At 66.2% G+C, this 23,703-nt stretch carries 16 protein-coding genes and 1 pseudogene; 10 read left to right on the forward strand and 7 right to left on the reverse strand.

What is annotated here, in order from left to right; genetic code table 11:
• Nucleotides 1-14 precede the first annotated feature (14 nt).
• On the reverse strand, nt 15-500 hold the full coding sequence (locus ABZ842_RS35780) for a three component ABC system middle component (RefSeq protein WP_361546910.1): 486 nt from the start codon (nt 498-500) through the stop codon (nt 15-17).
• Nucleotides 497-1,708: an ABC-three component system protein gene (locus ABZ842_RS35785; protein WP_361546913.1), complete on the reverse strand. Its 1,212-nt coding sequence runs from the start codon at nt 1,706-1,708 to the stop codon at nt 497-499. Before ABZ842_RS35785 ends, ABZ842_RS35780 begins: the two co-directional genes overlap by 4 nt.
• A gap of 729 nt (nt 1,709-2,437) precedes the next feature.
• On the opposite strand from ABZ842_RS35785, the gene ABZ842_RS35790 reads away from it, so the two are divergent.
• The 5 genes from ABZ842_RS35790 to ABZ842_RS35810 all read left to right on the forward strand — a co-directional run bounded on the left by ABZ842_RS35790 (nt 2,438) and on the right by ABZ842_RS35810 (nt 8,749).
• Nucleotides 2,438-2,977: a DUF4365 domain-containing protein gene (locus tag ABZ842_RS35790; protein WP_262834366.1), complete on the forward strand. Its 540-nt coding sequence runs from the start codon at nt 2,438-2,440 to the stop codon at nt 2,975-2,977.
• Nucleotides 2,974-4,182 (forward strand): hypothetical protein, encoded by a 1,209-nt coding sequence (locus tag ABZ842_RS35795; protein WP_361546917.1) that lies wholly within the window; start codon nt 2,974-2,976, stop codon nt 4,180-4,182. Before ABZ842_RS35790 ends, ABZ842_RS35795 begins: the two co-directional genes overlap by 4 nt.
• Before the next feature lie 848 nt (nt 4,183-5,030).
• On the forward strand, nt 5,031-5,735 hold the full coding sequence (locus ABZ842_RS35800) for a hypothetical protein (RefSeq protein ID WP_361546919.1): 705 nt from the start codon (nt 5,031-5,033) through the stop codon (nt 5,733-5,735).
• Between the two features lie 61 nt (nt 5,736-5,796).
• Nucleotides 5,797-6,210 carry a hypothetical protein gene (locus tag ABZ842_RS35805; protein ID WP_361546922.1) on the forward strand — a complete coding sequence of 138 codons (414 nt, stop codon included), beginning with the start codon at nt 5,797-5,799 and terminating at the stop codon, nt 6,208-6,210.
• A gap of 187 nt (nt 6,211-6,397) precedes the next feature.
• On the forward strand, nt 6,398-8,749 hold the full coding sequence (locus ABZ842_RS35810) for a hypothetical protein (RefSeq protein ID WP_361546925.1): 2,352 nt from the start codon (nt 6,398-6,400) through the stop codon (nt 8,747-8,749).
• Nucleotides 8,750-8,783: 34 nt separating this feature from the next.
• On the opposite strand, the gene ABZ842_RS35815 is transcribed toward ABZ842_RS35810, so the two are convergent.
• From ABZ842_RS35815 to ABZ842_RS35825, 3 genes are all read right to left on the reverse strand, one after another.
• Nucleotides 8,784-9,425, reverse strand: coding sequence for a hypothetical protein (locus ABZ842_RS35815; protein ID WP_361546928.1), 642 nt, complete (start codon nt 9,423-9,425; stop codon nt 8,784-8,786).
• Nucleotides 9,422-9,598 carry a hypothetical protein gene (locus ABZ842_RS35820; protein ID WP_361546930.1) on the reverse strand — a complete coding sequence of 59 codons (177 nt, stop codon included), beginning with the start codon at nt 9,596-9,598 and terminating at the stop codon, nt 9,422-9,424. Before ABZ842_RS35820 ends, ABZ842_RS35815 begins: the two co-directional genes overlap by 4 nt.
• Nucleotides 9,599-10,143: 545 nt before the next feature.
• Complete coding sequence (locus ABZ842_RS35825; RefSeq protein WP_361546933.1) at nt 10,144-10,320, reverse strand: hypothetical protein; 177 nt, start codon at nt 10,318-10,320, stop codon at nt 10,144-10,146.
• A gap of 171 nt (nt 10,321-10,491) precedes the next feature.
• On the opposite strand from ABZ842_RS35825, the gene ABZ842_RS35830 reads away from it, so the two are divergent.
• A complete protein-coding gene (locus ABZ842_RS35830; RefSeq protein WP_361546935.1) occupies nt 10,492-13,476 on the forward strand; it encodes an ATP-binding protein in 2,985 nt (994 codons plus the stop codon).
• A 114-nt stretch (nt 13,477-13,590) separates the two neighbouring features.
• Here the strand turns inward: ABZ842_RS35830 and ABZ842_RS35835 are convergent.
• Nucleotides 13,591-13,848, reverse strand: a pseudogene (locus ABZ842_RS35835) (IS5/IS1182 family transposase); the annotation flags it as partial.
• 143 nt (nt 13,849-13,991) lie between these two features.
• Between ABZ842_RS35835 and ABZ842_RS35840 the strand changes: the two are divergent.
• Together ABZ842_RS35840 and ABZ842_RS35845 are read left to right on the forward strand one after the other, a co-directional pair.
• A complete protein-coding gene (locus ABZ842_RS35840) occupies nt 13,992-15,569 on the forward strand; it encodes a hypothetical protein (RefSeq protein WP_361546938.1) in 1,578 nt (525 codons plus the stop codon).
• A 49-nt stretch (nt 15,570-15,618) separates the two neighbouring features.
• Nucleotides 15,619-17,856, forward strand: coding sequence for a hypothetical protein (locus tag ABZ842_RS35845; RefSeq protein ID WP_361546941.1), 2,238 nt, complete (start codon nt 15,619-15,621; stop codon nt 17,854-17,856).
• Between the two features lie 44 nt (nt 17,857-17,900).
• On the opposite strand, the gene ABZ842_RS35850 is transcribed toward ABZ842_RS35845, so the two are convergent.
• Nucleotides 17,901-18,083 carry a hypothetical protein gene (locus ABZ842_RS35850; RefSeq protein ID WP_361546944.1) on the reverse strand — a complete coding sequence of 61 codons (183 nt, stop codon included), beginning with the start codon at nt 18,081-18,083 and terminating at the stop codon, nt 17,901-17,903.
• 441 nt (nt 18,084-18,524) lie between these two features.
• Here ABZ842_RS35850 and ABZ842_RS35855 point away from each other — a divergent pair, with 441 nt between their 5' ends.
• Entirely contained in the window at nt 18,525-19,511 is a 987-nt protein-coding gene (locus ABZ842_RS35855; RefSeq protein ID WP_361546947.1) for a hypothetical protein, read from the forward strand.
• 271 nt (nt 19,512-19,782) lie between these two features.
• Nucleotides 19,783-22,956: a DEAD/DEAH box helicase family protein gene (locus ABZ842_RS35860; RefSeq protein WP_361546950.1), complete on the forward strand. Its 3,174-nt coding sequence runs from the start codon at nt 19,783-19,785 to the stop codon at nt 22,954-22,956.
• Nucleotides 22,957-23,703 lie beyond the last annotated feature (747 nt).

Here is a 23,703-nt window from a genome sequence, read left to right on the forward strand (position 1 = left end):
TTTGTAGGGGCGGGTCAGGGGCGGACGCCGAGGGCGGTGAAGGCTCGGGTGGGGTCGGTCACGGCGAGCCAGCGGCCGACGAGTGCGGCTGCGCGGGCGCAGTCGGCGACTTCCTCGCCGGGGGCCGCGGACGGGGGCCTGGGGGTGCGGGGGCAGATCAGTCCGGCGGGGGTGACGTCTATGGCGTGGTGGCGCATGGCGGTGCGCAGGCTGGCACGGGTGTAGGTGGTGAGTGCTGCGGCGCGTTCGGCGAATGCGGCCTGCAGACGCGGGTTGTCGTTGGCCCAGGCGGTGAGCGTCACGGTGGACTTGCCCGGCAGGGATTCTCTGGTGTCTGTGGGCAGGACGAGGGGCAGGATCAGGAACGCACTGGGCCAGGGCAGGGGGCGCTGCGCTTTATTGGTGGCGGTGCTGACGGCGCTGGCCAGGAGGTAGGCGCCGAAGGCGGGGTTGAACAGCGCCTGCGCCTCCGACACGTTGCGGTGGGAGTCGCTCGTCACTGTTCCTGCGTTTCGTCGGGGTGCTTGCAGCGGTTCTGGTAGTCGGGGTGCCAGCCGAGCTGCCGATCGGGCTGCGCGGTGTCGGCCTGGTCGGACAGGCCGTGGGTGCTTCCTTTGCCGACCCAGGGCGCGGTGACGGTGCCGGGGCGCAGCGGGGTGTCGGCGACGCGGTCCATGGTGGCGTCCAGGATTTCCTGCCCGATGGCCTGGCGCTCCTCTTCGCCCGTGTCATCGGGGATGCGGCGGGTGCGGCGGCGGAAGGCGGTCTCCCACTCGTAGTGGAGCTCGCCTTCGTACTCGTCGAGCCGCTCCGGGGTGATCTTGAAGGTGCGCAGCCATTCGGAGCGCTGGGCCCGTGCGAGGTGGTAGTCGCGCAGGTGCATCGCCACCTCGGAGTCGGGCAGCCCGATCCACCGCATCTGGGCGACGACCAGGCGGTCGCTGTAGCCGGCGATCTCCGCCTCGGTGAGGTTGCGCAGGGTCTCGGTGATCGGCAGGTGCTTGCCGGTGTAGCGGCCGGTGACCTCGTCGCGGCGGCACATGAGTTCCTGGGCGCTGACGGAGGCGCGCATGTGCTGGGGGTTCTTGCGTTCCAGCAGTTTGACCGCCACGCCGTACCACCACCCTTTGATCTCCTCGAGGGCGGCCTGAGCGTGGTCGCTCGGCGTGATCCCCAGTTCTTTGGCCAGACTAGGGTCGAGGTCTGACATCAGGGGGGCGCCGTCGTTGACGGTGATGGCACTGACGAGTTCCTGGCGCCGGGCCGGGGTGAGCCTCATGAACAGGCGGCGGTCCTTGGCTGTGGTGTCGGGCCCTTTCTCATCGCTGGCGACCTGTTCCATGCGCTGCAGCGCCTTGGCTTCGTCCCGGTCCGGGCCGGCGCCGACGTAGTGGAAGAAAGTGTCCCGCGGTGCGGTCTGGGTCGAGACGAGGCGCAGGATGGGCATGGCGGCGCCCGAGGGTTCGGAGAGCTTTTTGAGAGCGTCGATCCAGGACCCGACGGAACGCCAGAAGTCTTTCCCGGTCTCGCTCAGCGGGCCGGCGGCTTCGCGGTGCTTGGACTGCAGGAGCTCCCGTGGCGTCTTGTCCGGGTCGAGCAACTCGATGTCGTCGAGGAGTTCCATGCGGATCTCGGCAGTGGGGTCCTGCCAGCTGCGGCGGGCGAGCTCGAGCAGGGCGAGCTCGCACTGGTAGAGGTACCCGGTCATCTGCCCTGCCGCCGAGTGCGACCTTGCTCGTGCCACGTTCCCCACTACTGATCGTGCTTGTCCGAGCGGCGCGAGTCCCACCCCTGTGACGGACCGCACCAGATCAGCGCCCTTGGGGCTGTTTGGTCTGGTGTGATGCGCTGTGCCGCTCCCCTGCGGCACAACGTAGCACCCGCCGCGGCGTCGCCGTCAGCCTTGAAAGGATCGCCGTCCGTGATCTTCGGCCGCTGTGTGGTGAGCCTGGTTGCAGGTCTGCCGCCCAGAGACCGCTGCGCTGCCCCTTAGCCGAGGGTGGCTCGCCGTTGTTGCTGTGGGCTTGCTGTAGACCGTCTTCCTATGACCGCGCCACAGGTGTGCTGGCAGGGGCGTGCCCCGCCCCTCTGGGGTGAGCTGCGGTGAGAAGCGTCGATCGCTTAGCGGACTCTCGGTGGGACCCGGGGGTCCGAGGGCCACAGCCAGTCGTTGGGTCTCCCGGCTCATGGGACGCCACCGGTTTGGCGAGGGCCGATGGGGGTGGCATGCGCGGGGTGGTGGGGTGGTGTTGCGGACGTGGATCGCCCCCATGTTCGGATGCCCGTGGCTTGCCGCTCGCCCTGGCGTCGCGGTCGGAGGCGTTCGCCCGCCGCGTGTGCAGGGGGCTTTCGCATTCGGGGAGGGCGAGCGGGGCATAGGGTGTGGCGAGGGTCGGGCGGTGCGGGTGGGCCCTTGGGGCGGGAGCGTGATCGGCGGGTGGACGAGGCGGGGTTTCGCCGAGCGGGTATCCCGGCGAGCGCGCACAAGGAACGCGCGAGCTATCACGTCCTGGGGCTTGTGGCCAATAGTGCGGGCTGCCAGCTGCAGGATCCGTGGCTCGACTACGACTGTCTCGACACGACGGTGCTGGGTTCGGGGCCGCACTCTCGGCGCGGTCCCCGGTTCGACGTCCAGCTGAAGTGCACCAGCAGCGTCCACACGGCGAGGCCGCTCACCAATGGCGACTACGCGATGAGGCTGCCGGCCGACCAGTACCTGAAGCTACGGGAACCGGGTTACGTGCCGGTGCGGCTAGTGGTGATGATCCTCCCAGAGGGAGTAGAGGTTCCGCAGGTCAGGAACGACGGAAGCTCCTGGGCCCTGGACGGTTTCATGCTGTGGTCCGACCCAGAGGACTGGCCCGTGCTTGAGCCTGGGAGGAAGTTCGGCAGAGTGGTTCTTCCGCGGGAGAACGAGTTCACCCCGGAATATGTCAGAGATCTGATCAAGCGCCTGGGCAACGGAGGTGGGCGGTGAAGCTGGACAAGCTGGACACTGGGGCCTTCCGGCCTCTGGTTCCGTCTGTCTCCGTCGCGATGATCTCGGACTTCCTTCATGAGGCCGGATGGGTGCTGGCCGACGAACGTGAAGGACTAGCGGAGTACTGGCTGTCTCCCAACACGGAAGCCGATGGGACGGAGGATGACGCCTATCTCCTGCCGCTGAACGACGGGATGCGCGACTACGACCGCAGGCTGGCCGAGCTGCTCGCGGGATTGGCCGACTACTTCGGTGATGACGCCTCGCAGCTTCTGCAGCGGATCAGTTCCGTGGACTGGGACACACTGCTGTTCCGCGTAAACCCTGTCGGCCCCGGCGAGTCCGTGCCGCTTGCCGAGGCGGCGAGCGTCCTCGCCGTGGGCTCGGAGATGCTGAGGCTGTCGGCCCTCTACACGGACAATCCCGAAAGGACCGGATGGGGCAGTCGCCGCAGTGCCAACGTGGCGGACTATCTGCGCGACGGAGTGCGGCTCGGCCACACCCGGCAGGGCAGCTTCGTCTTCCCTGTGATGTCTCGTACCGGGCCGTGGCAGGGGTCCCTGCCGCCATTCGGACGGCAGGTCATGATGAACCTCGCCGCAGCGCTCGACCGTGTTCATCGCTGGGCCAGTCCCGGTGCCCACGAACGTGAGGGTATGCCCCCGTTCGAGACCGCCGTTGCAAAGTCCTTGCGCCCGCTTGCACGAGCCGGAGACCTGTCGCTTCATCTGTCGTTCCAGTGGGCCGCAAATCCGCCCGCAGCAGAAGACATCCGAAACAGTTCCCTGGTCTTCGACGTCTCCGCCATACGGACACTGGACAGACGCGTACAGCAACCTGCAAAGGCCCTGCCGCGCAGCACCCAGGACGACCTGCTGGCGCCGGCAGGGACCGCTCTGCGGTCTCCTCTCACCATCACGCGCCGGCACCCGGAACAAGAGCTCACCGGCGAGGTCATCGCCATCGGCGTGGACGACCGGAATGCGGCCCGAGGGGAGAACCCCTACTTCATCGTGCTCCGTGTTAGGGAGAACGATTACGTCATGGCGGTCAACCATGACGAGCATGACTACGCGCTCCGCGCACGCGCGGACGGACGGGGGGTCACGGCCAGAGGGGAAGTCACCATTCGTGAGGCTGGGGCAACGATCCAGGGATCTCTGGTCCGGGACCAAACTCCATCGCTCCCACGTCGTCCCTAGGATGCACGGGCGCAGCCGAGAAATTGCTGATACCCGGCACCCGCGCCGACGATCTGTACGAGGTATGCGGTCAAGCAGCACGTGGCGCGAAATGGCGTCGCGAGTACGGAATCGACGCCCTGCTGCGAACAGTGGGCCGCGGAGCGGGCAAGCACGCCACCCACCATCCCGGCAAGACGCCTTACCTGATCGGCAGTGTCCAGGACGCTGTACGCGCCCGGGAACGCACACCCTGCCTTCGCCCGCACATCACCACTGCCAGCAGCCCGCAGCAGTGAACAGCAGCACCTCCTCGCCGGCGCCTCCTACGTCAATGCCTTCACCGAAGGTACTTTCACCATCTGCTGCAGCCCATGGCCCGAGCAACTACACCGACCGCCCATTGCCACCGACGCCTGGCTGGGCTCGGCACTCGCGGACCCGGCTTGACCGCCGCCGAGTGGGTGGTAGACACCGACAGAGCGCCCTTCGATGGATCTACCAACTCCCCGCCCGGCGCATGAGGACAGCGGAGCACGTGACACTGCTGTGTGGCGGGAGCCACGAAAGTTGCAAGCCTATGGCGGTCATCACGGGACGTCGTCACGGCACGCTCTGCCGCTTCAGCCCTCCAGTCACCCCGTGCATGTCCGAGACCGGTCCTATGCTGATGACGTCTTGACCCGATGAGGCTTCGTCCCAGTCACTGTGCATGGGATGGAAGCGGAAACAGAGGTTCCGTGTCGGAGTCGTCCCTCGGCCCACAGGCACAATCCTCGGCAACGGCTTCAGGTGAACGGGCCGTTGCGGCCGCGGGCAGTATCACCACCGCTGTAACCGGCGACGGGAACGTCGTCATAGCTGGCGATGTGAACGTCATCAACTGTTACATGCTCTTCGGCGGCGCCGAGAAGGATGGACCAGGGCCGGCAGCGGTGGCGGCGATGCCTCAGCCTCTGGCCGCAGCCAGGGGGAAAGTAATCGTTCCTGTGCTTGTCGGCATCGTGAACTGGGTGGGCCAGGACGTCTCGCTGCATCCCGGCCCACGCCTGGTGCGTTCCTATGTCGAACACGCCCTGCGCCAGGTAGGCACCGACGGGGTGATCGCCTACGGCCAGGAGCTCGACAATGGCGACACATTGCTGTTGTTCACTGGCGCCGATGATGTACGCGCGCTCGGAGCGCTCCTGCTTCGCGAGCTGGATCAGCTGATGGCGACAGACTGGCAACGAGCCACACGCAAGGAGGGCTATCTGCTGCCGCAGGTACGACTGATGCTGCATGCCGGGTTCGGGGAGTTCGACGGCTCCAGCATCTCCAGTCCGTCACTTGTTGATGCCCTGCAGTCGCACTCCAGGACCACGGCGATGAACGACGCATACGCCGGGGACGCGGTCGGTGTGGTGGCACTGGTCACGCGTGAAGCCTTTGATGCCGAGGTCTACAGGCTGTATTACGGCGAGAGGCAGCGCTGGCTTTCGTTCACACAAACGATGCCCGGTGCTCCCAGTCTGGACTTCTGGTCCCGCGGCGCGCTAGGCGTGGAACGTCGCGAGCCGCCTGCCGACACATGATGCGGCCGGACCCAGGATTCGCAACTAGGTTGCTTGGCAGTAGAGATGAGCAGGAGTGGTGATGCTGACAGGTTGGCGCAGGGGCGTGTTGTGGACGGTAGCGACGGCTGCTGGTCTGGTCGTTGTGGGTTTGACGCTGCTGCTGTGGCTGAAAGGTCTTGGGACCGCGGGGACGGTGGCGGGTTTCGTCGCTGATACCGCCGCGATCATCATCGTCGTCCTGACCGTGCGGGCGCTGTTGCTTCAATCCGGTCAGCAGCAGAATCACACTACGGCGTCGGGCCCGGGGGCGGTTGCGGCCGGTCGTAGCATCGGCAGGGCCGTAACGGGCGACGGCAATCAGGTATCGGGGCCAGCCCCGGCCGTTGCGCCGGGTGGTGCAGCGCCGGGTGGAGCGGTGGAGGCGTCAGGCTCGAAGTCGGTCGCGGCGGGTGATTCGATCGGTGAGGCTGTGACAGGCGACAACAACACGTGAGAGACAGCTGGAGCTCCATCGGCTGGGCGAGCGTGGGGGACGGGATCAGCGCGTGAAGTCCTGGCGGAGCCGTTTCGGCATCGGGTGGGAGAACAGGTGGTCCCGTAGCTCCCAGCAAGGTTCAGCTGAATCGCGTGAGGTGTCGGCGTCGGGTGACGGGGCCGTCGCGGTGGGCGGGGATGCTGGCTTGATCCTGAATGGGCACAACAACACGGTGCTCATGGATCCGGCGTACGGAGGGCCGAGAACGCTGGATGACCTGGCTGCCGCAGGTCGGGCCCGCATGGTGCAGCGCTGGCATGCGGCTGGCGTTCCGCTCGATGTGGCGTGCGCGTTCGCCGATACCCCACGGCTGGGATCCCTTCCCTCTGCGATGGTCACCTCGTCCGAAGGCCGTGTAGTGGTCCTGGAGGGTGGCTTTGGGGCGGGCAAGTCACTGGCAGCGGAGCGGAAGCACCAGCAGGACATCGCTGCGGCCCGCGCCGATGCGCAGGCCCCCATTCCTGTTCACCTCCACGCCAAGCACATTCAGGGCGGTGTGGTCGACGCGGCGATCCGGGCAGCACGTCCCATCGGTGATCCCGCAACACGTGGTGTCGCTCTGGTGGTGGACGGACTGGACGAACCCGGCCCGATCCGCGGCAAGGAATTGCTGGATCAAGGTCTCAGCTGGACCGCATCGACGGCCGGGCAGTGCTGGCGCATCCTGTTCACGGCCCGTCCCGGCCTGGAGCTGCACGACTCGGTTCGCCGGATCATGCCGGAGCTGGACGAGGATGAGACGGCCCTGCTGATCGACCGGCTCGGCGGGAACGGATCTGCCGTGGGCGGTCAGCCGGGCATGGTGCGCCAAGTGCTGCGTCGGCCGCTGTTCGCCATCATCGCAGCCGGCCTGCAGCGCAATCAGAGCCCTCTGCCAAACAACCCGTTGGTCTTCCTGCAGGCGCTGGTGACCCGGGCACTGCGCGATGCGGAAGAGGCCAAGGAGGAACGCGCCGAGCGGTTGCTTCAGCGGCTGGCCACGGAGTGTGTGAGCAATGCTGGTCTGGCAGCGGCCGCTGACGTGGGCAGTCCTGGCGACATGCACGCGCTGCTGGATACCCGACTTGTGGTACGTGTCGGCGAGCGACACCTGGCGTTCGCTCTACCCGTGCTCGAGCAGTACTTCGCTGGTCAGGCTCTGCTGACCGGCGGAGTACCTGCCGAGGTGACGCAGAACGTAGAGCTGCTGGACCGCTGGCGCTACGGGCTGGCCATGGCGGTCGCCTCGGCAGGCTGGGAGGCGGCACGAACGGTGCTTGAACCTCTGCTGCGCACCCAGCCGGGCATCGCGGCCTGGGCCGTCCACGAGGCCATCCCTCGCACTGTGCATGAGGGAGAAGGTCTGTGGCCGGATATGCCTGCCAGTCTGGTCAGCCAGCGCCTGCAGACGACACTTGAGGCCTGGCAACAAGGTCTCGGCCCGGCAGGTGACCTGATCTTCCTCTACACAAGATGGTCTGGTCCCGTCACGGTCGATGCCCGCCTGGAGGGCAACGAGCTGGGACTGCAAATCCTGCGTCGCCATGCCGACCACACGCCGGGACTCGCTATCCCAGTCTCCCATCGCTGGGCAGAGCCGCGTGAAATACGTCCCCTGGCGGCGTCGGCCGGGCCAGTTGCGGCGGACTACGCCGCCTGGCCCTGGCAGGAGACCCTGGGCATAGTCGCCTCGTACCTGCACACGCTGTGCGAGCGCAGAGACTTTGACCTGGCCGACTGCGACGCCTACACAAAAGAGCGGTTGTGGTTGGCAAGCACAGGCCTGCTGAGACGTTCACGCCGGCGCTTTGCACCGCTGCAGGCAGACGAAGCGCATCAGGCCTTGCGCCAAAGCCTCTACTCCACGGGAAGCCTGCCTGTCCGGTCGAGCTACGGTCACCAGTTCAGCGGCCGACAGGCGGAGTTGCTTCGGATTGACGAGCAACTCGGCAGTGGTCAATGGGCTGGCGACAGCGGCATGCTTCACTACCCCTATGCTGTGCCCGACCAGGAAGACGGTCCCCACGTGCACTGGGTCTGGAACACCTACAGTCCTCCACAGCTCAGGCTGCGCACCGAGCAGGTCCTCACCGCTGCCGTTGAGATCTACACCGCGCTCGTCGACACCTGGTTCCCCCACCTCAAGCAGGTCCTCGGCCTGGCCAGCGCCTGCCCCGCCACTTTGGTCGCTGACCTGTACATAGCCCCGCCCCAGGACAGTGACTCCTACGAACCACCCCTCATGCGGCTCTCCCTCCGCCCCTCGACGGGCAGCTCGGTCAGCGTCCGTCTCGTGCCGTCAGAGGATGACCTCTACGCTCCGGTCCCACCTCTCCCACCCGGAAACGAGCCGACAAGGTCCCCATGGGCGCGCCCGAGCACGCCGGTCGTCAGCGAACCCGAAGTCTTCGACGATGCTCCCGCGACCGGCTATGCCTACGCCTGGCTCCACGAAGACCTGCACCGCCTGCATCTCACCGAACACGGACCACGAAGAACGAACTCTGGCCTGCCATAGCGCTCTTACGCGCGGCGCACGGCAGAGCTGCCTGTTACGGCACGCGGCGCTCGGGTAGCAGGCCCAGTTCACGTGCAGCGGCCAGGTCCTCGTACGCCGTGGTCCGTCCAACATGCATGCCGGGGCAGACGAGGGTCTCAATCACCTGGCGTGTGGAGAGATCGGCTGGTGCATCCCAAATGATCTGCGCGGTCTTCTCGATACGGGGCAGGTAGGTGCCCCACCATCGTGGCCCCGTACGGCGCCGGAGCTCCCTCACGAGGGCGATCTGCGGATCGGGCATAACATCGCAGAGCCTTCCGACAAGTGGTGGCCCCCATCCGTCGTCGATCCACTCCCAGCCCTCCTTGGTACTCCTGAAGGGGCCATAGGGAATCACGGACAGAGCGAGCGGCAGGGCGAGCTTGCGAGCAGAAGCTCGAATCCGGTCCTTCTCCTGGTCCGAAGTCACGCCGCCAACCGTGGTGGCGTTCTCTTGCTCGACGAACCCTCCGCGGTCGACCTCGAGCGCGACGCACATGTCCACGCCGGTGGCGCTGCAGCTCAGCCAGATGCGGAAGCGAGGCGGGAAGAGATGGCCAGCCACCTGTACCGGGCGGTCCTTGAACCAGACCTCGTCTCCGTCGTGAAGACTGGAAGGCTCAACGATCAGACCTTCCGTCCAGTACCGGTTCACTCGGCTCCCCCACCACGATTGCTGCGGAGCGCACCGATCAGCAGCAGACCAAGAGTTGTCGTCCCGGCGAACGCCACGGCGGCGTCCCGTACGGCCTTCGTGACCGGCTCGGAGTCGACCTGGGCAAGGATCACGGCTGCGGCAGCCGCAAGCAGCCCCACCAAGACAGCCACCAGTACGCGGTAGTGAGTAGGTTGCACGGCTCCACTCTCGGGGCATCGAGCCCGGCAATCCAGCGTTCCTTGGTCCGCAGAACACGGGACGGAAAGGCGGACAACTTCTGACCTGCAAAGATGTCCCTTCAACGTTGCCCCTGGGCGGGCGGCCGGGAGCTGCCGCGCAGGCTGCGGGGCTCGTAGGGTGTGCGGTGGGACGGCGTACGAGCCCGCCGCCTTCTTCGGCTGCCGCCAGTGCCTGGGCATTCCCCTCGTGGGGGCCTTCGCCTCCGGTTGGCGGTCCGCCGCGCGCAGGTGGTGAGAGGGACTTTTCGGTGCTGTCCAGCTCGGGGCGTTCTCGCCGGCGGTGTGCTTTCTCGCCTCGGCGCACGTGATGCGCCGATCTCGGTGACGGCGTCGAGCACGCCGGTGAACTTCCAGCGGTCAGCTGATCGGTGTCCTCAACCTCGCAGGGGCGGATCACCAGGCGGTGAATCTTGGCCGCCGGACGGCAGGTGCCCGGCGACATCTACCTCTGGGCATCGGCGGGCACCTGCTCTGCGTCACTGGTCGTTTCTGTCGCGGCCGAGCAGCAGGGCCAGGACCATGCGGGCCTCCTTCCTGCGTTCGGCGGACGGGTCGAGAACGGCCATCAGAGCGGTGGTGGCGACAGTCAGGCTGTGGGTGGCGATGACGGTGGCGCTGATGGGCTCGTTGATCAGTTCGAGCAGGGTAAGCACGGTTGGTCTCCTCACGGGTCGACCCCGCCGTTCATGGCGTGGTGAGGTGATTCGGCCTCGTCCGGGGAGTTTCCGGCGACGTTCGCTCGCGTTGCCGGGAACGTCTACGCTGGTCAGGGCCCGCATAACAGGTTTTCCGGCGAGTGCGTGGCCCGGATGGGGTGGTGGTGGATGGCAGGGCGGACGGCGGCCCAGGAGCTCGCGAGCGTGCTGGGTGGTCTCCACCTGAAGGCGGGCAAGCCGACTCTCCAGGCGCTGGTCCGTGCAGGGCAGCAGCAGGTTCCGGCTGTTTCGCTGAGCACGTCTTCGCTGGGTGCCTGGCTGAAGGGAGAGAGCGTTCCTTCAAACCGGGCAGCTGTCGGGTTCCTCTTCGGACACCTCACGGCACTGGCCCGCAGGAAAGGTGAGCCGGTCCCCGACGTCTCGTGGACCAAGCTGTGGGAGGAGGCCTGCGCGGAGAAGCGGGCTTTGCGCGGCGGGCGTCCGCCTCGCCCCCGTGTGGTGACAGCCGAGTCCCTCGCTGCCACTGAGGGACGGGGAACGCTCGTTTCGGCTCTTCAGGCTGCCGACGCGTGCAGCGAGTGGGAAGTACACCCCTCGGCAGTTGCAGCTTCCGGCGCAGGAGGGGCGCTGCCGTTGTACATGCGCAGGGCGCACGACGCCGCGGTGCGGCAGGTAGTGGCGCAGGCTGGGGCCGGGTCGAGCGGGATGGTGGTTCTGGTCGGGAGTTCGTCGGCCGGCAAGACCCGGGCATGCTGGGAGGCGGTGCAGGAGCTTCCGGCAGGGTGGCGGTTGTGGCACCCGCTCGTCCCGACTCCTGCCAAGGCGCTGGCCGATGCCCTGGAAGAAGGCGTTGCGCCGCGCACTGCGATCTGGCTCAACGAGCTCCAGCGGTACGTCGGGGAAAGCGCCGACGAGGAAGCGGAGCGGGTGGCAGCGGGCCTGCGCGCGCTGCTTCAGGATCCAGAGCGTGGTCCTGTCCTTGTCCTGGCGACCGTCTGGCCGGAGCACTGGACCGCGATGACCGACCGTCCCTTCATGGGTGCTGACCGCTATCCGCAGGCACGTGAGCTGCTTGCGGGCCGGGCCGTCCACGTGCCTTCTTCCTTCGACCAGCCCGTAAGCGACGACATACGTGCGGTCGGTGCACACGATCCGCGGCTGGCAGAGGCGATGGAGCGGGCGGCGGACGGCCAGATCACGCAGTATCTGGCCGGTGCTCCTGCTTTGACCGACCGGTATCACACAGCTCCGCCTGGCGCGGCCGCGCTGGTCCGGGCCGCCATGGACCTCTCCCGCCTCGGTGGAGTGTCGCGGATACCGCCGGGATTCCTGGAAGCAGCCGCGGACGGGTACCTGAGCGACAGCGAGTACGACGCCCTGGGCGAGGACTGGTTCGAACAGGCCCTTACCTACGCGACCACGCCGTTCCGCGGCGTGCGGGGCATGCTCAGCCCGGTCCGCACCCGCCCTGGCGTCTCCGACAGCACACCCCGGTTCCTGCTGGCCGACTATCTGGACCAGACGGGTCGCAAGGAGCGCCGGTACGCCGCTCCCCCGGCATCGTTCTGGCAGGCGGCACGCCGGCATCTGGATGAGCCTCAGGTACTGACATCGCTGGCCAGGGCGGCTCAGGCACGATGGCGTGATCAGGAGGCGACGCTGCTCTATCAGCAGGTCCTCGACAGCGGTGACACGCGTTCCGCTCTGAGCCTGGCCTGGTTGTGGCAGCAGCGCGACAGGCCCGAGGAAGCCGCACAGGTCCGCCGGCAGGCAGCCCTCGCAGGCCATGTGGAGGCTCTTGAGGAACACCTGCGGGAGCTGGTGGACGCAGCAGATCTGACAGGTGCCGAGGAGGTGCTGCGAGAGGCGGCGGACAAGGGTGTGCCAGCCGCTCAGCTCATTCTGGCCAGGGCGTTGGAGGAAGACGACCAGCTTGACGAGGCTGCCCGCTGGTACGACGACGTGGCCCGGTGCGGTGATACGGAGGTGCTGCGTGCGTATGCGAGTGACCTTCGGTCCAGAGGTGACCTTGACCGCACCCGCCGCATCCTGCAAGCGGCAGGAGACGGCAAAGCGGTACGTGAGCTTGCCTTTCTCGCGGCCGAGTCCGGTTCTGCGGAGGAGGCCGAGAAGGCTGCCGTGGAGGCATTCGCGTACGGTGAGACGCGGCCGCTGCACCTGCTCGCACAGAAGGCAGTCGCCGAGGGACAGTCTGCGGACGGAGTCCGGTACTACCGCCATGCTGTCCCCGTGATGGAACGCCGGCGCCGGCTCCGTTCCACGCAGGGCGGTCTCATCGATCTCCTGGCTGGTCCAAGGCCCCTGACGGACTTCATCAACCCCAGCGAGCTGCCGATGCCTTCGGGCGAGACGTGGGCTCTGCGTGAACTGGTGGCCCTCCTGGACGAGGTTGAGGGGCAGCAAGCAGGCGACAAGGCCCTGCGCAGCGCCGCTGATGGCGGAAACCGGTGGGCCCTGGAGATGCTCATCCGCCGCCTGCACGAGCGGGGAGCAGAAAGGGACGGTGAGGCGCTGCTCATGGAAAGGGCGGCCGAGGGCGAGCTGTGGGCTCTATGGACACTGGCCCACCGTGCCCGCCACGATGCGACCGCCGACAGGGCCCAGGCGCAGGCCCTGCTGAAGAGCGCGGCTGCCGCGGGCATCGCGCAGGCTTATGCGGCCATGGTCGAGGACTCGGAGAACGCCGGCCTTACGGAAGAAGCCGACCAGTGGGCCCTGCGTGCCGCAGCCGGCAACTACACACAGCCACTGTGGAACTTGATCCGGGAGCGGGAGAAGACCGGCAGCTTCGACACGGCCGAACGGCTGGCCTGGCACGCGGCCGCCTCCCTCGGGACCTCGGTCGTGCGGCAGCTGGCAGAGAAACGGAACGCGGACGTGGCAGTGCCCTTGCTGTGGCGCGCCCACGAAGCGGGCATGCCCTGGGCTCCCGGCATGCTCGCCATGCGTCTGGAAGCCGCCGGAGAACACACGCGGGCTGAATCCCTCGCCCGGATCGCCGCTGACACCGGCGACAGAGAGCCTCTTGAGGTTCTGGCCGGGAAACGGGCATGTGACGATCCCGGCGGCAGCTGGAGGGCGCTGCTGGCCAACGGCCTGACGGCACAGGGCACAACCGCGCCTCCCTGGTGAGATGAGAGGGCCGGCAGCCGCAGGTTCGGGCCCGCGACGAGCCTGCCGCGCCTGGCTGCGGACCTCCCCGGCGAGAACTCCGGCATCGCGGTTGGGTTCGGCCGACCGCTCGGGTCAGCTGGCTGGCAATGGAGTGGCCCGGGCGTTCTCCCTGACCCATCGCAGCTCGGCGCTGACGCGCTCCCCAGCAACTGCTTGAGGCGGCAGAAGCAGTGCTTGGCGACGTTGCGGACCTTGTAGGCCTTGGGTATTGGAAGTGGGTGGCCGTCCGCCAGCGGAACCGCGCCGCTTCCGGTTGGCGATCTGGTCGGCGCGTTCGGGGATGACAGCCCGGATTTCCCGCCCGCGCAGTCCGGCGCGGGTCGCGCGGCTGGGGCGAGCGCTACTGAGTGGTGACCAGATATCTGTGCGGGCGATCGGTGCGGCTGCGATAATGAGGAACGAGCAGCAGATGCGGCCGTGGGGGCAGGAGACGCACTCGGCCCGCCTAACAGGAACATGCCATCCGGGGGACCGTGCCGAAGAAACGCAACGCCGCCCAGCGCATCGGGGCGATCGGAGAGGACCGGTTCCGGCTCTCCTGCCAGGAGAACTTCATCATCCCCAACAAGGTCGAACACGACTTCGGGTTCGACTTCCTATGCCAGCCGGACCTGACCTCGGGCTTCGGCGGGATCGGACCGGTATCCGGAGTTTTCGTCGGCTTCAGCGTCCGCGCGACGGATCGGGACGACGGACGGATCAGGCTGAACCGGGCGGATGCCGAGTGCCTGCTGGCAGCCCAGTTCCCGACCGGTCTCGCCCTGGTGAAGCTGAACGGGCCGAAGTCCGCAGCCATCTATTTCCGGATGATGGACGCCGCCTTCATCGTGGAGCTGTCCCATTTTCTGGCGTCCGCCAAAAAGTCCACGCACTTCACCCCCAAGGACATGCGGCCCGTGGCGGAGATCCGGGACGCGATCGGTGAGGTCAGCGCCCCCGGCTACCTTGAGCAGGTGCGTGCCGACGCTGCCCGCAAGATTGCCGAACCGATCACCGGGCCAGTCCAGATCCAGATCCACCGCAATGCCAACAGCCAGGCAACCCTCATCACATCCCTGGACCTGTATGCATGGTTCGAGCAAGGAACACCCGCTGAGCAGGAGGCGCTCTACCTGGCCACCTTCGGCGAACCGGAGCGACGTGACCAGAGGATGCGCAAACTCGCGCTGAGCGGCAAGGTCATGGGGGGCCTGGCGCACCTGCCCCAGCCGTATGTGCTGGCCGGTTTCGTCATGGACCATCCCACCAGGGTGCGCGTCCAGACCACTCCCGCCTCCGCGGAACTACCGGTGCTGCGTACCGCCAACGAGCACCACTTCGGTTACGTCTACCCTGCGGGCTTCGCCCTGACCGTTTCCGCCCGGGTCGAGAAGGACGGTCAGCACGTGCACCTCATGCGGGCGCTCGCCGACCCGGACAGCGACGCTCTCCTTGCTGACCATCCGGTCCTGCTTGACTTCCTCACCACCTGCCACCCCGAGTCGGTCTTCCGTTTCGACAACGGCGACGGACTGACCCTCGATGTGACGTACTTCGATAGCTTGGGCGATCTGGCCCAGTGCGTGGCGGCCTACCGCGACGCCCAGAGCCTGGACGACTGGGACGCGGTGCCTGTCATGGTCAAAGACATGGCCAGCCCAGAATCCCGAAACTCCCTGATGTTCCTCGGCGCGGCAGCCGACCCGCAGACTCAGCCGATCCCCCGGGGACTCCTCCTGGCGGCGCCGGAGGTGGAGGAGAAGGACTGCGATACCGCTTCAGGGACCATTCACGTCCCGGTTGTCTGCAACCTGGTCGACTCCACCCTCGTCGCCTGGTTCTCCGGCCACGGATCCGTGCTGTTCCACGATGGTGATCTGTGCGGATTCAAGGTGCCCGCCTTCCACGTGGACACCATCGAGGTCCTGCCCCGGGTGCCAAGCCAGTCCCTGTTCCCCCGAGTCCTGCTCGGACCGCGGACGCTGATCTGCAACGAAGGACGGTGGCAGGAGAGCGACGCCGACACCGGGCTTTGGGCAGACGACGTTCGCCTTCGTTTCCAACTGGACTAGGTTCTGAGTGTTCAGACGTAGTGCCGGGGCCGGGCCAGGAGGGGACGCAGTGGGTACAGGCGAGGAGAGTGCCTTCTTCTCTGCTTTGCGGCGACTCGGCGCGATACATGGCAACTACCTCTCGCAGCGCGTGAGCCTCCGGGCTCTTTCTCGGGGTGCCGGGCGTGCGGCGACCACGATCGGGGCATGGCTGGACGGCAGCCGGTTTCCTCAGCAGATAAATTCGCTAGTCAAGGTGGTGGAGCAGTTACGTGCTGCGGCTGCTGCCGAGCGGTTCGAGTTGGCTGTCTGTGAAGCGCATCTCTTCGATCCATCGTGGTGGCGCCGGCAGCACGAGATGGTTGCCCGTCACCGGGCTGAGTCGGTTCGGATCGGAGTGCAGCGTTCTCAGGCGGAGGCCACGCTTGGTGAACATCGGGCAGGGCAAGCGGTAGGTCGTCCTCTCTCGGAGTTGGACCCGTTCGATCTGGAAGTCCACCACAGCATCGATTACCCCTTCACCTGGCTGCTCGATGACTACACCTTTGCCTACGCCCATGTCGAAGAGGCCGGCGCCGGTACAGAGAGGGCGGCATCCTTGCCTGCTCTCACTCGGTACATCCCCCGGGCGCACGATGAGCGTCTGCGTGAGCTGGTCGACCGCGCCAAGGAGGGGTACAGCGGGATAGCGATGCTCGTGGGCAGCTCGTCCTGCGGCAAGACGCGCGCGTGCTGGGAAGCCGTTCAGATGCTGGGGGACGACTGGCGGCTGTGGCATCCCTTCGATCCCACACGTCCTGAGGCCGCACTGGCCGACATCCAGAAGGTCGGTCCGCGAACAGTGGTGTGGCTGAATGAGGCACAGCACTACCTGATGCCCTCAACTGGCGTGCTGGGCGAACGTGTTGTCGCTGGCATGAGGGCGCTGTTGCAGGATGAGGCGCGTCGCCCTGTCCTGATCCTGGGCACCATGTGGCCCGAGTACTGGGACACGCTCACTGCACTACCCCGCGTGCAGTCGCCCGACGTGCACGAGCAGGCCAGAAAGCTCCTGGCAGGCACCAACATCCCGGTGGCCTCGTCCTTCTCCCCGGCTGAACTGGAGGCTGCCCAGCGTGACGGGTTTCATGATCCCCGATTGTTCTACGCCTCTCTGCGGGCCGCAGACGGCCAGGTGACACAGTACCTAGCAGGTGGCCCGTCCTTGCTGGAGCGGTTCCGCAACGCTCCTCCCGTAGCGCGAGCCGTACTGCGCGCAGCTATAGATGCCCGCAGGATGGGCAACGGCCTGGCCATTCCTGAGTCTCTCCTGAGGGAGGCCGCTCCGGGATACCTCACCGACCAGGAGTGGGATCAGAGCAGTGATGACTGGTTCGAAGAGGCGATGGCATACGGCGCGCGGCCCTGTCATGGGGCACGCGGGACACTGACCCGGATCAGGCCTCGGCCGGGGCAGCAGGCTTCCGCTACTGCGCACTACCGGCTCGCCGACTACCTCGAACAGCACGGCCGCGCAGCTTATAGCCGGACGGACCCTCCAGGCACGTTATGGGAAGCAGCTCTTCAGCACGCAAAAGACGAGGATCTTTTCGCCTTCGCCCGCTCGGCCCGCAGAAACACGAACGTGGACCATCTGGCGTTTGCTCTGAAGGCAGCCAGGGCCGGCGACCACGCGGCAGCATGGGATGCTGCCGAGACACTGAACAGCTCAGAAGACTTCGAAGAAGCCCTTGAGATGTATCAGGCTGCGGCAGCGAACCGTGCCTACGTCTTCGCCCGAAGGAAGGCAGCCGAACTGTTGCAGCGCTTGGGGCGCTTCGACGAGGCACTCGCCGAATACCGGGAAGCCGCCCTGCAAGGCCACCTCCCCTCCGTTTACACCACCGTGGACATACTGCTTGAGCGTGATCAACCCCAGGCAGCCGACTGGATCAAGCAACTGGTGGAGAATACGGATCTCGACATCCTCGATCTTGCGATTCCCCTCCTGCAGGGCGTCGATGAGGGTGCTGCCATCGACATCATCGGTTGGCTGAAGGACCTGGCTGATCGTGGACGCCCCGGAGCTCTGGGCCGTGCGACCGACTTGATGCAGCAGGCAGGCCAGATCGAAGAGGCTGTGGCCTGGCTCAGAAATCTGGCCAGAAGGAACTATCTGGGAGCTGAACTCCTGCTGGCTGAGGTCCTGGAAGAGGACGGCCGGATCGAGGAAGCCACCCAATGGTACCGGCAGGCAGCCAAGTCCGGCTATCCCGGCGCCCGCAGTGCGCTCAGGCGACTCACGCCCACTTCACGCGTCTCTGGATGAGCTGCTGGAGCGGGGCTCTTCGCGGTGTTGATGGTTGGATCCTGTCACCGGTAGGCGGCAACTGCGGCCAGGTAGATGCCCAGGCCGGTAGCGGCTGCGCCAGCGCCGGTGAGAAGCGCTTGGGGAACGCCGGCACCCGCGCGGTGGGCCAGCAGGCCGGCTGTGACGGCGATGTTGAGGGCGGTGGACATCGCCAGCAGTAGGGACAGGATCTGCACAGGGCTCATCGCGAGAACTCTCCATCCTTGTGCCAACCCCGGTTGGGCCAGGCGGAATAAGTCCGAAGGTGGCTGTCCAGAGTGCTGTCCCGCAGGAGTTCACCGCCGGGTTGGACACGTCGACTCCATGAGAGCCGGTCGATGCCGGTGCTTGATGCGCGACATCGTGTGTGCGGGCAGAGGTGTCCAGGGGCTGTGTGGACACTTGCAGGGCACTGCCTGGGGCATCGGGCCCTTCCCGCCGCGGCATCCGACGGCAGCGGCCGAAGGGGAGAGATCTCGGCTGTCGACCGCCGTATGTGCTGCGGTCAGGCAGAGCAGGATGTCCACGGCCAGGGACGAATAATGGTGCGCCAAACTACGAACATGAGAAGGATCCTTCTTATGCGTGCTGACCCGGGAGGTCAGTGTCTGCAGGAGTCCGAAGGGAAGGACGGCAGCGTGAGAATCATGCTCGACAACAACATCTGGTCCTATCTGGGGGATGAGCGGGCAGGGAAGCGGTTCAGGGCGCTTGCCCATTCCCTTGGACACCGTGTGGTGACTGCTCCGAGCGTCCTGCTGGAGGTGCTGCAGCATCCCCGCTCGGACATGCGGGCAGCCATCGTCCAGGCCATCACGACGGCGACGGACGAGCGGCTGCGTAGCGAGGCCGACCGGGAGGGCGAGGAAGTGGTCTCAGAGGTACGACGTCTGCACCCGGAGTGGCTGCGCTCAGTGCCTGACACCGGACGCGAGGCAACATGGCGCACCTACTGGACCAAGAGGGTCTGGCGGGAGGCTGTGGAGCAGCACGAACGATTGCGCGACGCGGAGCCGGCCCGGCGGACCGCACGTACGGTGCGGTTTCTCGTGGACAACCAGAAGGAGCAACAGGAGATTTGGCGCGAGGCCAAGTTCAATCTGCGCGACCTCTCCCTGATCACGATGTCCCCGAGTGAGGAGACGACGGCGGAGCAGCAGGCCGGATGGGCACCCGGCGAAAAGATCGCGGCATGGCGGCCGTACAACCAGGAGGTGTACTGGCGTGCTTTCTGGACGGGCCGCCGAGCAGTACTCACGCACGAGGACACCACCTACGCCGACTGGGTCGGCGCACGGGTGGACCTGCACGCCATGTGCGCCTCCCGGGAGGCATTCAACCGCTTCTGGTTGTACGAGGTGGAAGCGACCCACATGCCGCGCAATTGGCTCCGGTGGGCTGCCGACACCGTGCAGGCGGACATGAAGATCACCAACGGCAACCCAATCGATGTCCAGCACGCCGCCTACCTGCCAGACTGCGAGGTGTTCCTCACCGCTGACAAGAACTTCGTGCGAGTGCTCGACCGCATCGCGGAGCAGGCCCCGGTCCCCGTAGGGAGGGCCCACCGGGTCGCACCGGCAGCCCACGGCGGCATCGTGGAGGCAATTGAAGCCACACTGCGTGCCCTCTGAGGGCGCTCCTTGCTGTGCGCGGGTCTCCACAGCTGGCCACGGCTTCCGGAGGTACTGGCGCCACCGCCGGACGTACCTGCCCCCGGTTCAACCACTTTCAGGATTTGATCCGCGTTTCTGCTGTCGTAGGCAGATTATGGTTCAGCTGCTGCACATGGATGTGCTGCTCACTCCACTGGCAGCTCCTCGAGGGGCCCACCCTGCCGCGTCAGCACGCATGTCCGGCTCAGTGCGGCGCGCCAGGGTGTGTGCGGACAGGAGTGATGCAGGCGTGGCGGCAGGTTTGCGTACAGAGGATGTGTGGGCGGTGCCGCGGTACTGGCAGCGCAACATGGTCAGCCAGCTCCTGATCCCGGCAAGTTCTTTGAGTCTGGGCGAGGAATCCGGATCCCGATTCGTTCACAACTCTTTCGGGCGCTGGCCTGCCACGGCCAGCCAGGAAGACAGCCTGACCGCGCAGGTGTCTGGCGAGCTGGACGGCGAGGTGCAGTGGGTCGGGTCTCAGCCGCTGTCCACCCCGCAGGAGGTCCTGGACTCCTACACAGACGCCATCCAGTTGCACGATCTCGTACGAGAAGGCGGGCTGCGGCCGCCGCAGGCCGGCGCTCTGCATTCGGTCCTCGGCTACTGGTACTCGCAGCTGCCCGAACCAGGCCTGATCGTCATGCCGACTGGCACTGGCAAGACCGAAACAATGCTCACCCTGCTCGTGGCGTGCCGTCCCTCACGGCTTCTGGTGCTGGTGCCCAGCACAGCGCTGCGCGACCAGATCGCGGGAAAGTTCGAGTCACTGGGCATTCTGCAGAAGCAGGGCATCGTCGCCGCAGACGCGCTTCGGCCATGCGTAGGCCGGGTGACCCGCCGTTTCACCGACGCGGCTGAGGCACGGGAGTTCGCAGCGGCCTGCAATGTCGTCGTGGCCACACCGAGTGTGCTGAACTACTGCACCCCGGAAGCGCGTGAGGCTCTGCTGCGCGAGTTCAGCCATCTGATCGTCGACGAAGCCCACCATGCCCCGGCGTCGACCTGGACAAGCGTGATCCGCCGCTTCGAAGACCGGCGCGTGCTGCTGTTCACCGCGACCCCCTCCCGCGAGGATGGCCAGAAGATCCCCGGTCGGACGATCTTCCGCTACCCGCTTCGTCAGGCGCAGGCCGAGAACTACTTCACCCGCATCGACTATCAGGCAGTGCTGAGCCTGGAGGGTAACGACCGGAAAATCGCCGAGCTGGCCGTGCAGCGGCTGCGCACCGACCTGGACGCCGGGTACGACCACCTGCTCATGGCGCGCGTGAACACCCACAAGCGGGCCCGCGAGATCTGCGAGCTGTACCAAGGCCTCGCCGCTGACCTCGGTGCGGTCGCTCTCCACGACGGGCTACCTGCAAAAGACCGCAAGGCCGCACTGGCCGCGATGCACGACCGCAGCAGTCGCATCGTGGTGTGTGTGAATATGCTCGGCGAGGGATTCGACATGCCCCAGCTGAAGGTGGCGGCGGTACACGACGTCAAGAAGAGTCTGAGCCCGATGGTTCAGCTCATCGGCCGCTTCACACGCACCTCGTCGGCCTCCGCCCGTCCTCTCGGCAGCGCCTCCGTCTTCGTCGCACGGGATCCTGCGATGGCACGCTCACCCCTGCGTGACCTGCTGAAAGAGGACGCAGACTGGAATAGCCTCCTGCACGACATCACCGAGCAGAGCGCCACACGCGGCGAGGAGCTCAGCGAGTTCGACGCCTCGTTCGCCGGCGTGCCCGCCGATATGGCGGTGAGCACGCTGGAGCCGAAGATGAGCGCAGTGGCGCACCGAGCTCCGAGCAGCGACTGGGACCCGCAGGCCGCGCTGACTCTGTACGGCGAGGACCGCGTCTTGGGACAGACGGTGGCCACCGGCGCCGATGGCAAGGTCGCCTGGTTCGTCGTGGAACACCGCACCATGGTCGACTGGGGCGCCCCACAGTTTCTTGAGCAGATCGAGTACGAGCTGATCGTCATGTACTTCGACGACGAGCGGCACCTGCTCTACATCTATGGCTCCCACAAGAGAGGCGACTACAAGGAGCTGGCCAAAAAGGTCCTGGGCGGCGACAGCCTCCCAGTCAAAGGCATCGACACCTTCCGGGTCTTCGCCGGCCTGCAGCGGGTGGTCGCCACCAACATCGGGCTGCTGGACGCCCGCGGCCACTTCAACCGCTTCTCGCTCCTGGTGGGCAGCGACGTCTTTGAGGCGCTGAACTCTGAGGCCCGCAGGAACCGCAGCCAGACCCACATCATGGCCTCAGGCGTCGATGAAGGAACCAAGGTCTCCGTCTGCGCAGCTCTTTCGGGCCGCTTCTGGTCCATGCGAGCCGCACCCAGCCTGCTGGAATGGACGCAGTGGTGCGACGAACAAGGCACCAAGATCCTCGACGTCAGCGTAGACCTCGAGAACGTCATGGCCGGCTTCATCATCCCCGTCGACCAGACTGAACGTCCTCCGTTCCCGCTCCTCGGCTTGGAGTGGCCGTGGGAGTGGCGCGCCGGCACAGGCGAAGGCCCGCCGTTCACCGTCGGAAGCACGGCCCACCCTGTCACCGACATCGGCTTCCGCGTGGACGACTTCACCCCCGACGGGCCCTTCAGGTTCTCCCTGGTCTCCCCCACTTGGGAGGTCGCCTACAGAGCCGACTTCACCGACCAGGGGCTGGTCTACTCCCCCATCGCCGCCGACGCCGCGGTGAGATACAGGCAGACAACCGTTCCCGCCGCCGAGTGGATCAACAAGCACAAGCCCTACCTGTATCTCACAGGTGACCGGCTGCTCACCCCAGACAACCAACTCCTCGAACCCCGCACCGACCTGCCGCCCTTCGACCTGTCACTCCTGAGCCCATTGAGCTGGAGCGGAGTGGACATCAAAGTCGAGTCCATGGGACCCGACAGACTCCCCCACTCGATCCAGCACTACATGTCCCTCCACCTCAATGGGCGAGAAGACTTCGACATCCTCCTCGACGACGACGGCGCCGGCGAAGTCGCCGACCTTGTCGGCATCACCGCCAACGACACCGACATCACCGTCACCCTCGTGCACTGCAAGTACTCGTCCGAGCCATCGCCCGGCGCCCGCGTCGGCGATCTGTACGAGGTCTGCGGCCAAGCAGCCCGCGGCGCGAAATGGCGCGAGTATGGCATTGACGCACTGCTGCGAACACTCGACCGCCGCGCGGGCAAGTACGCCGCCCGCCATCCCGGCAAGACGCCGTACCTGATCGGGAGCATCCAAGAGCTGTACCGCATCCGCGAACGCGCACCCCACCTGCGCCCTCACATCAACACCGTCATCGCCCAACCCGGACTGTCAGCAGCAGTCTGCAGCAGCGAACAACAGCACCTCCTCGCCGGCGCCCACTCCTACGTCAAAGCCCTCACCGGCGGCACATTCACCGTCCACTGCAGCCTGTAGACCAAGCATCGATACAGCTGATCATGACCAGACCACGGCGATCGACGGAGATTGCAAGCCTCTGACCTGCGCAAACATCCAGCTGTCATAGGAGTCTGCACGAGATCGACCTGGCCTTTCGTCACTGCTGTCAGTGCCAGTACGTCACCACTCGACAGTAAGAACTCGCAGGTCACCCGGGCTACACCACTGACATCCAGGTGACGATTCTTCACTGACAGCCTCACGCAGACCATCAGCCGCTCCGCGAACAAAGTGAAACCGCCCATAAGCGCGACGAGTTCGTCTTGCTTACCCAAGGCGGGGAGGCGGCAGCAACCGGATGGATGCGCCGGGATTCGCCCCCCGTCAGGGAAGGTCACTCTGGCGCAAGGTTCCTGTTCCTCTATGCGAATGACTGGCCTAGACCAAGGCGAATAGCCTACCCAAATCAAGGATCGGACAGGGATTTCCCCCGCCCCTGTCTAACCGGTTGCTCGTGCCGAGACGCGTTGACTTGAGGCGGAAGCGAACAAGTTCGCCCGGATCGGTACAGCTGACCGCCCTGGCACTTCTCATAGGGCATGGCTCGGGGACACGAGAGGTTGGTCGGAGAAAATTGCAGAAGATAAAGGCTAGTCGCGCACTTACCGGTCCGGTGTTGGGAGTGCTGCTAAGGGCTGTCCCGTAATCCCTGGCGGGCGCGCGACGACAGCTACGGCGCCTCGCTGCGTTGTCGGAATCACCACATACATCCAGTATGCGGTG

This window comes from Streptomyces sp. NPDC047315 (assembly GCF_040643215.1).
Classification (GTDB): Bacteria; Actinomycetota; Actinomycetes; order Streptomycetales; family Streptomycetaceae; genus Streptomyces.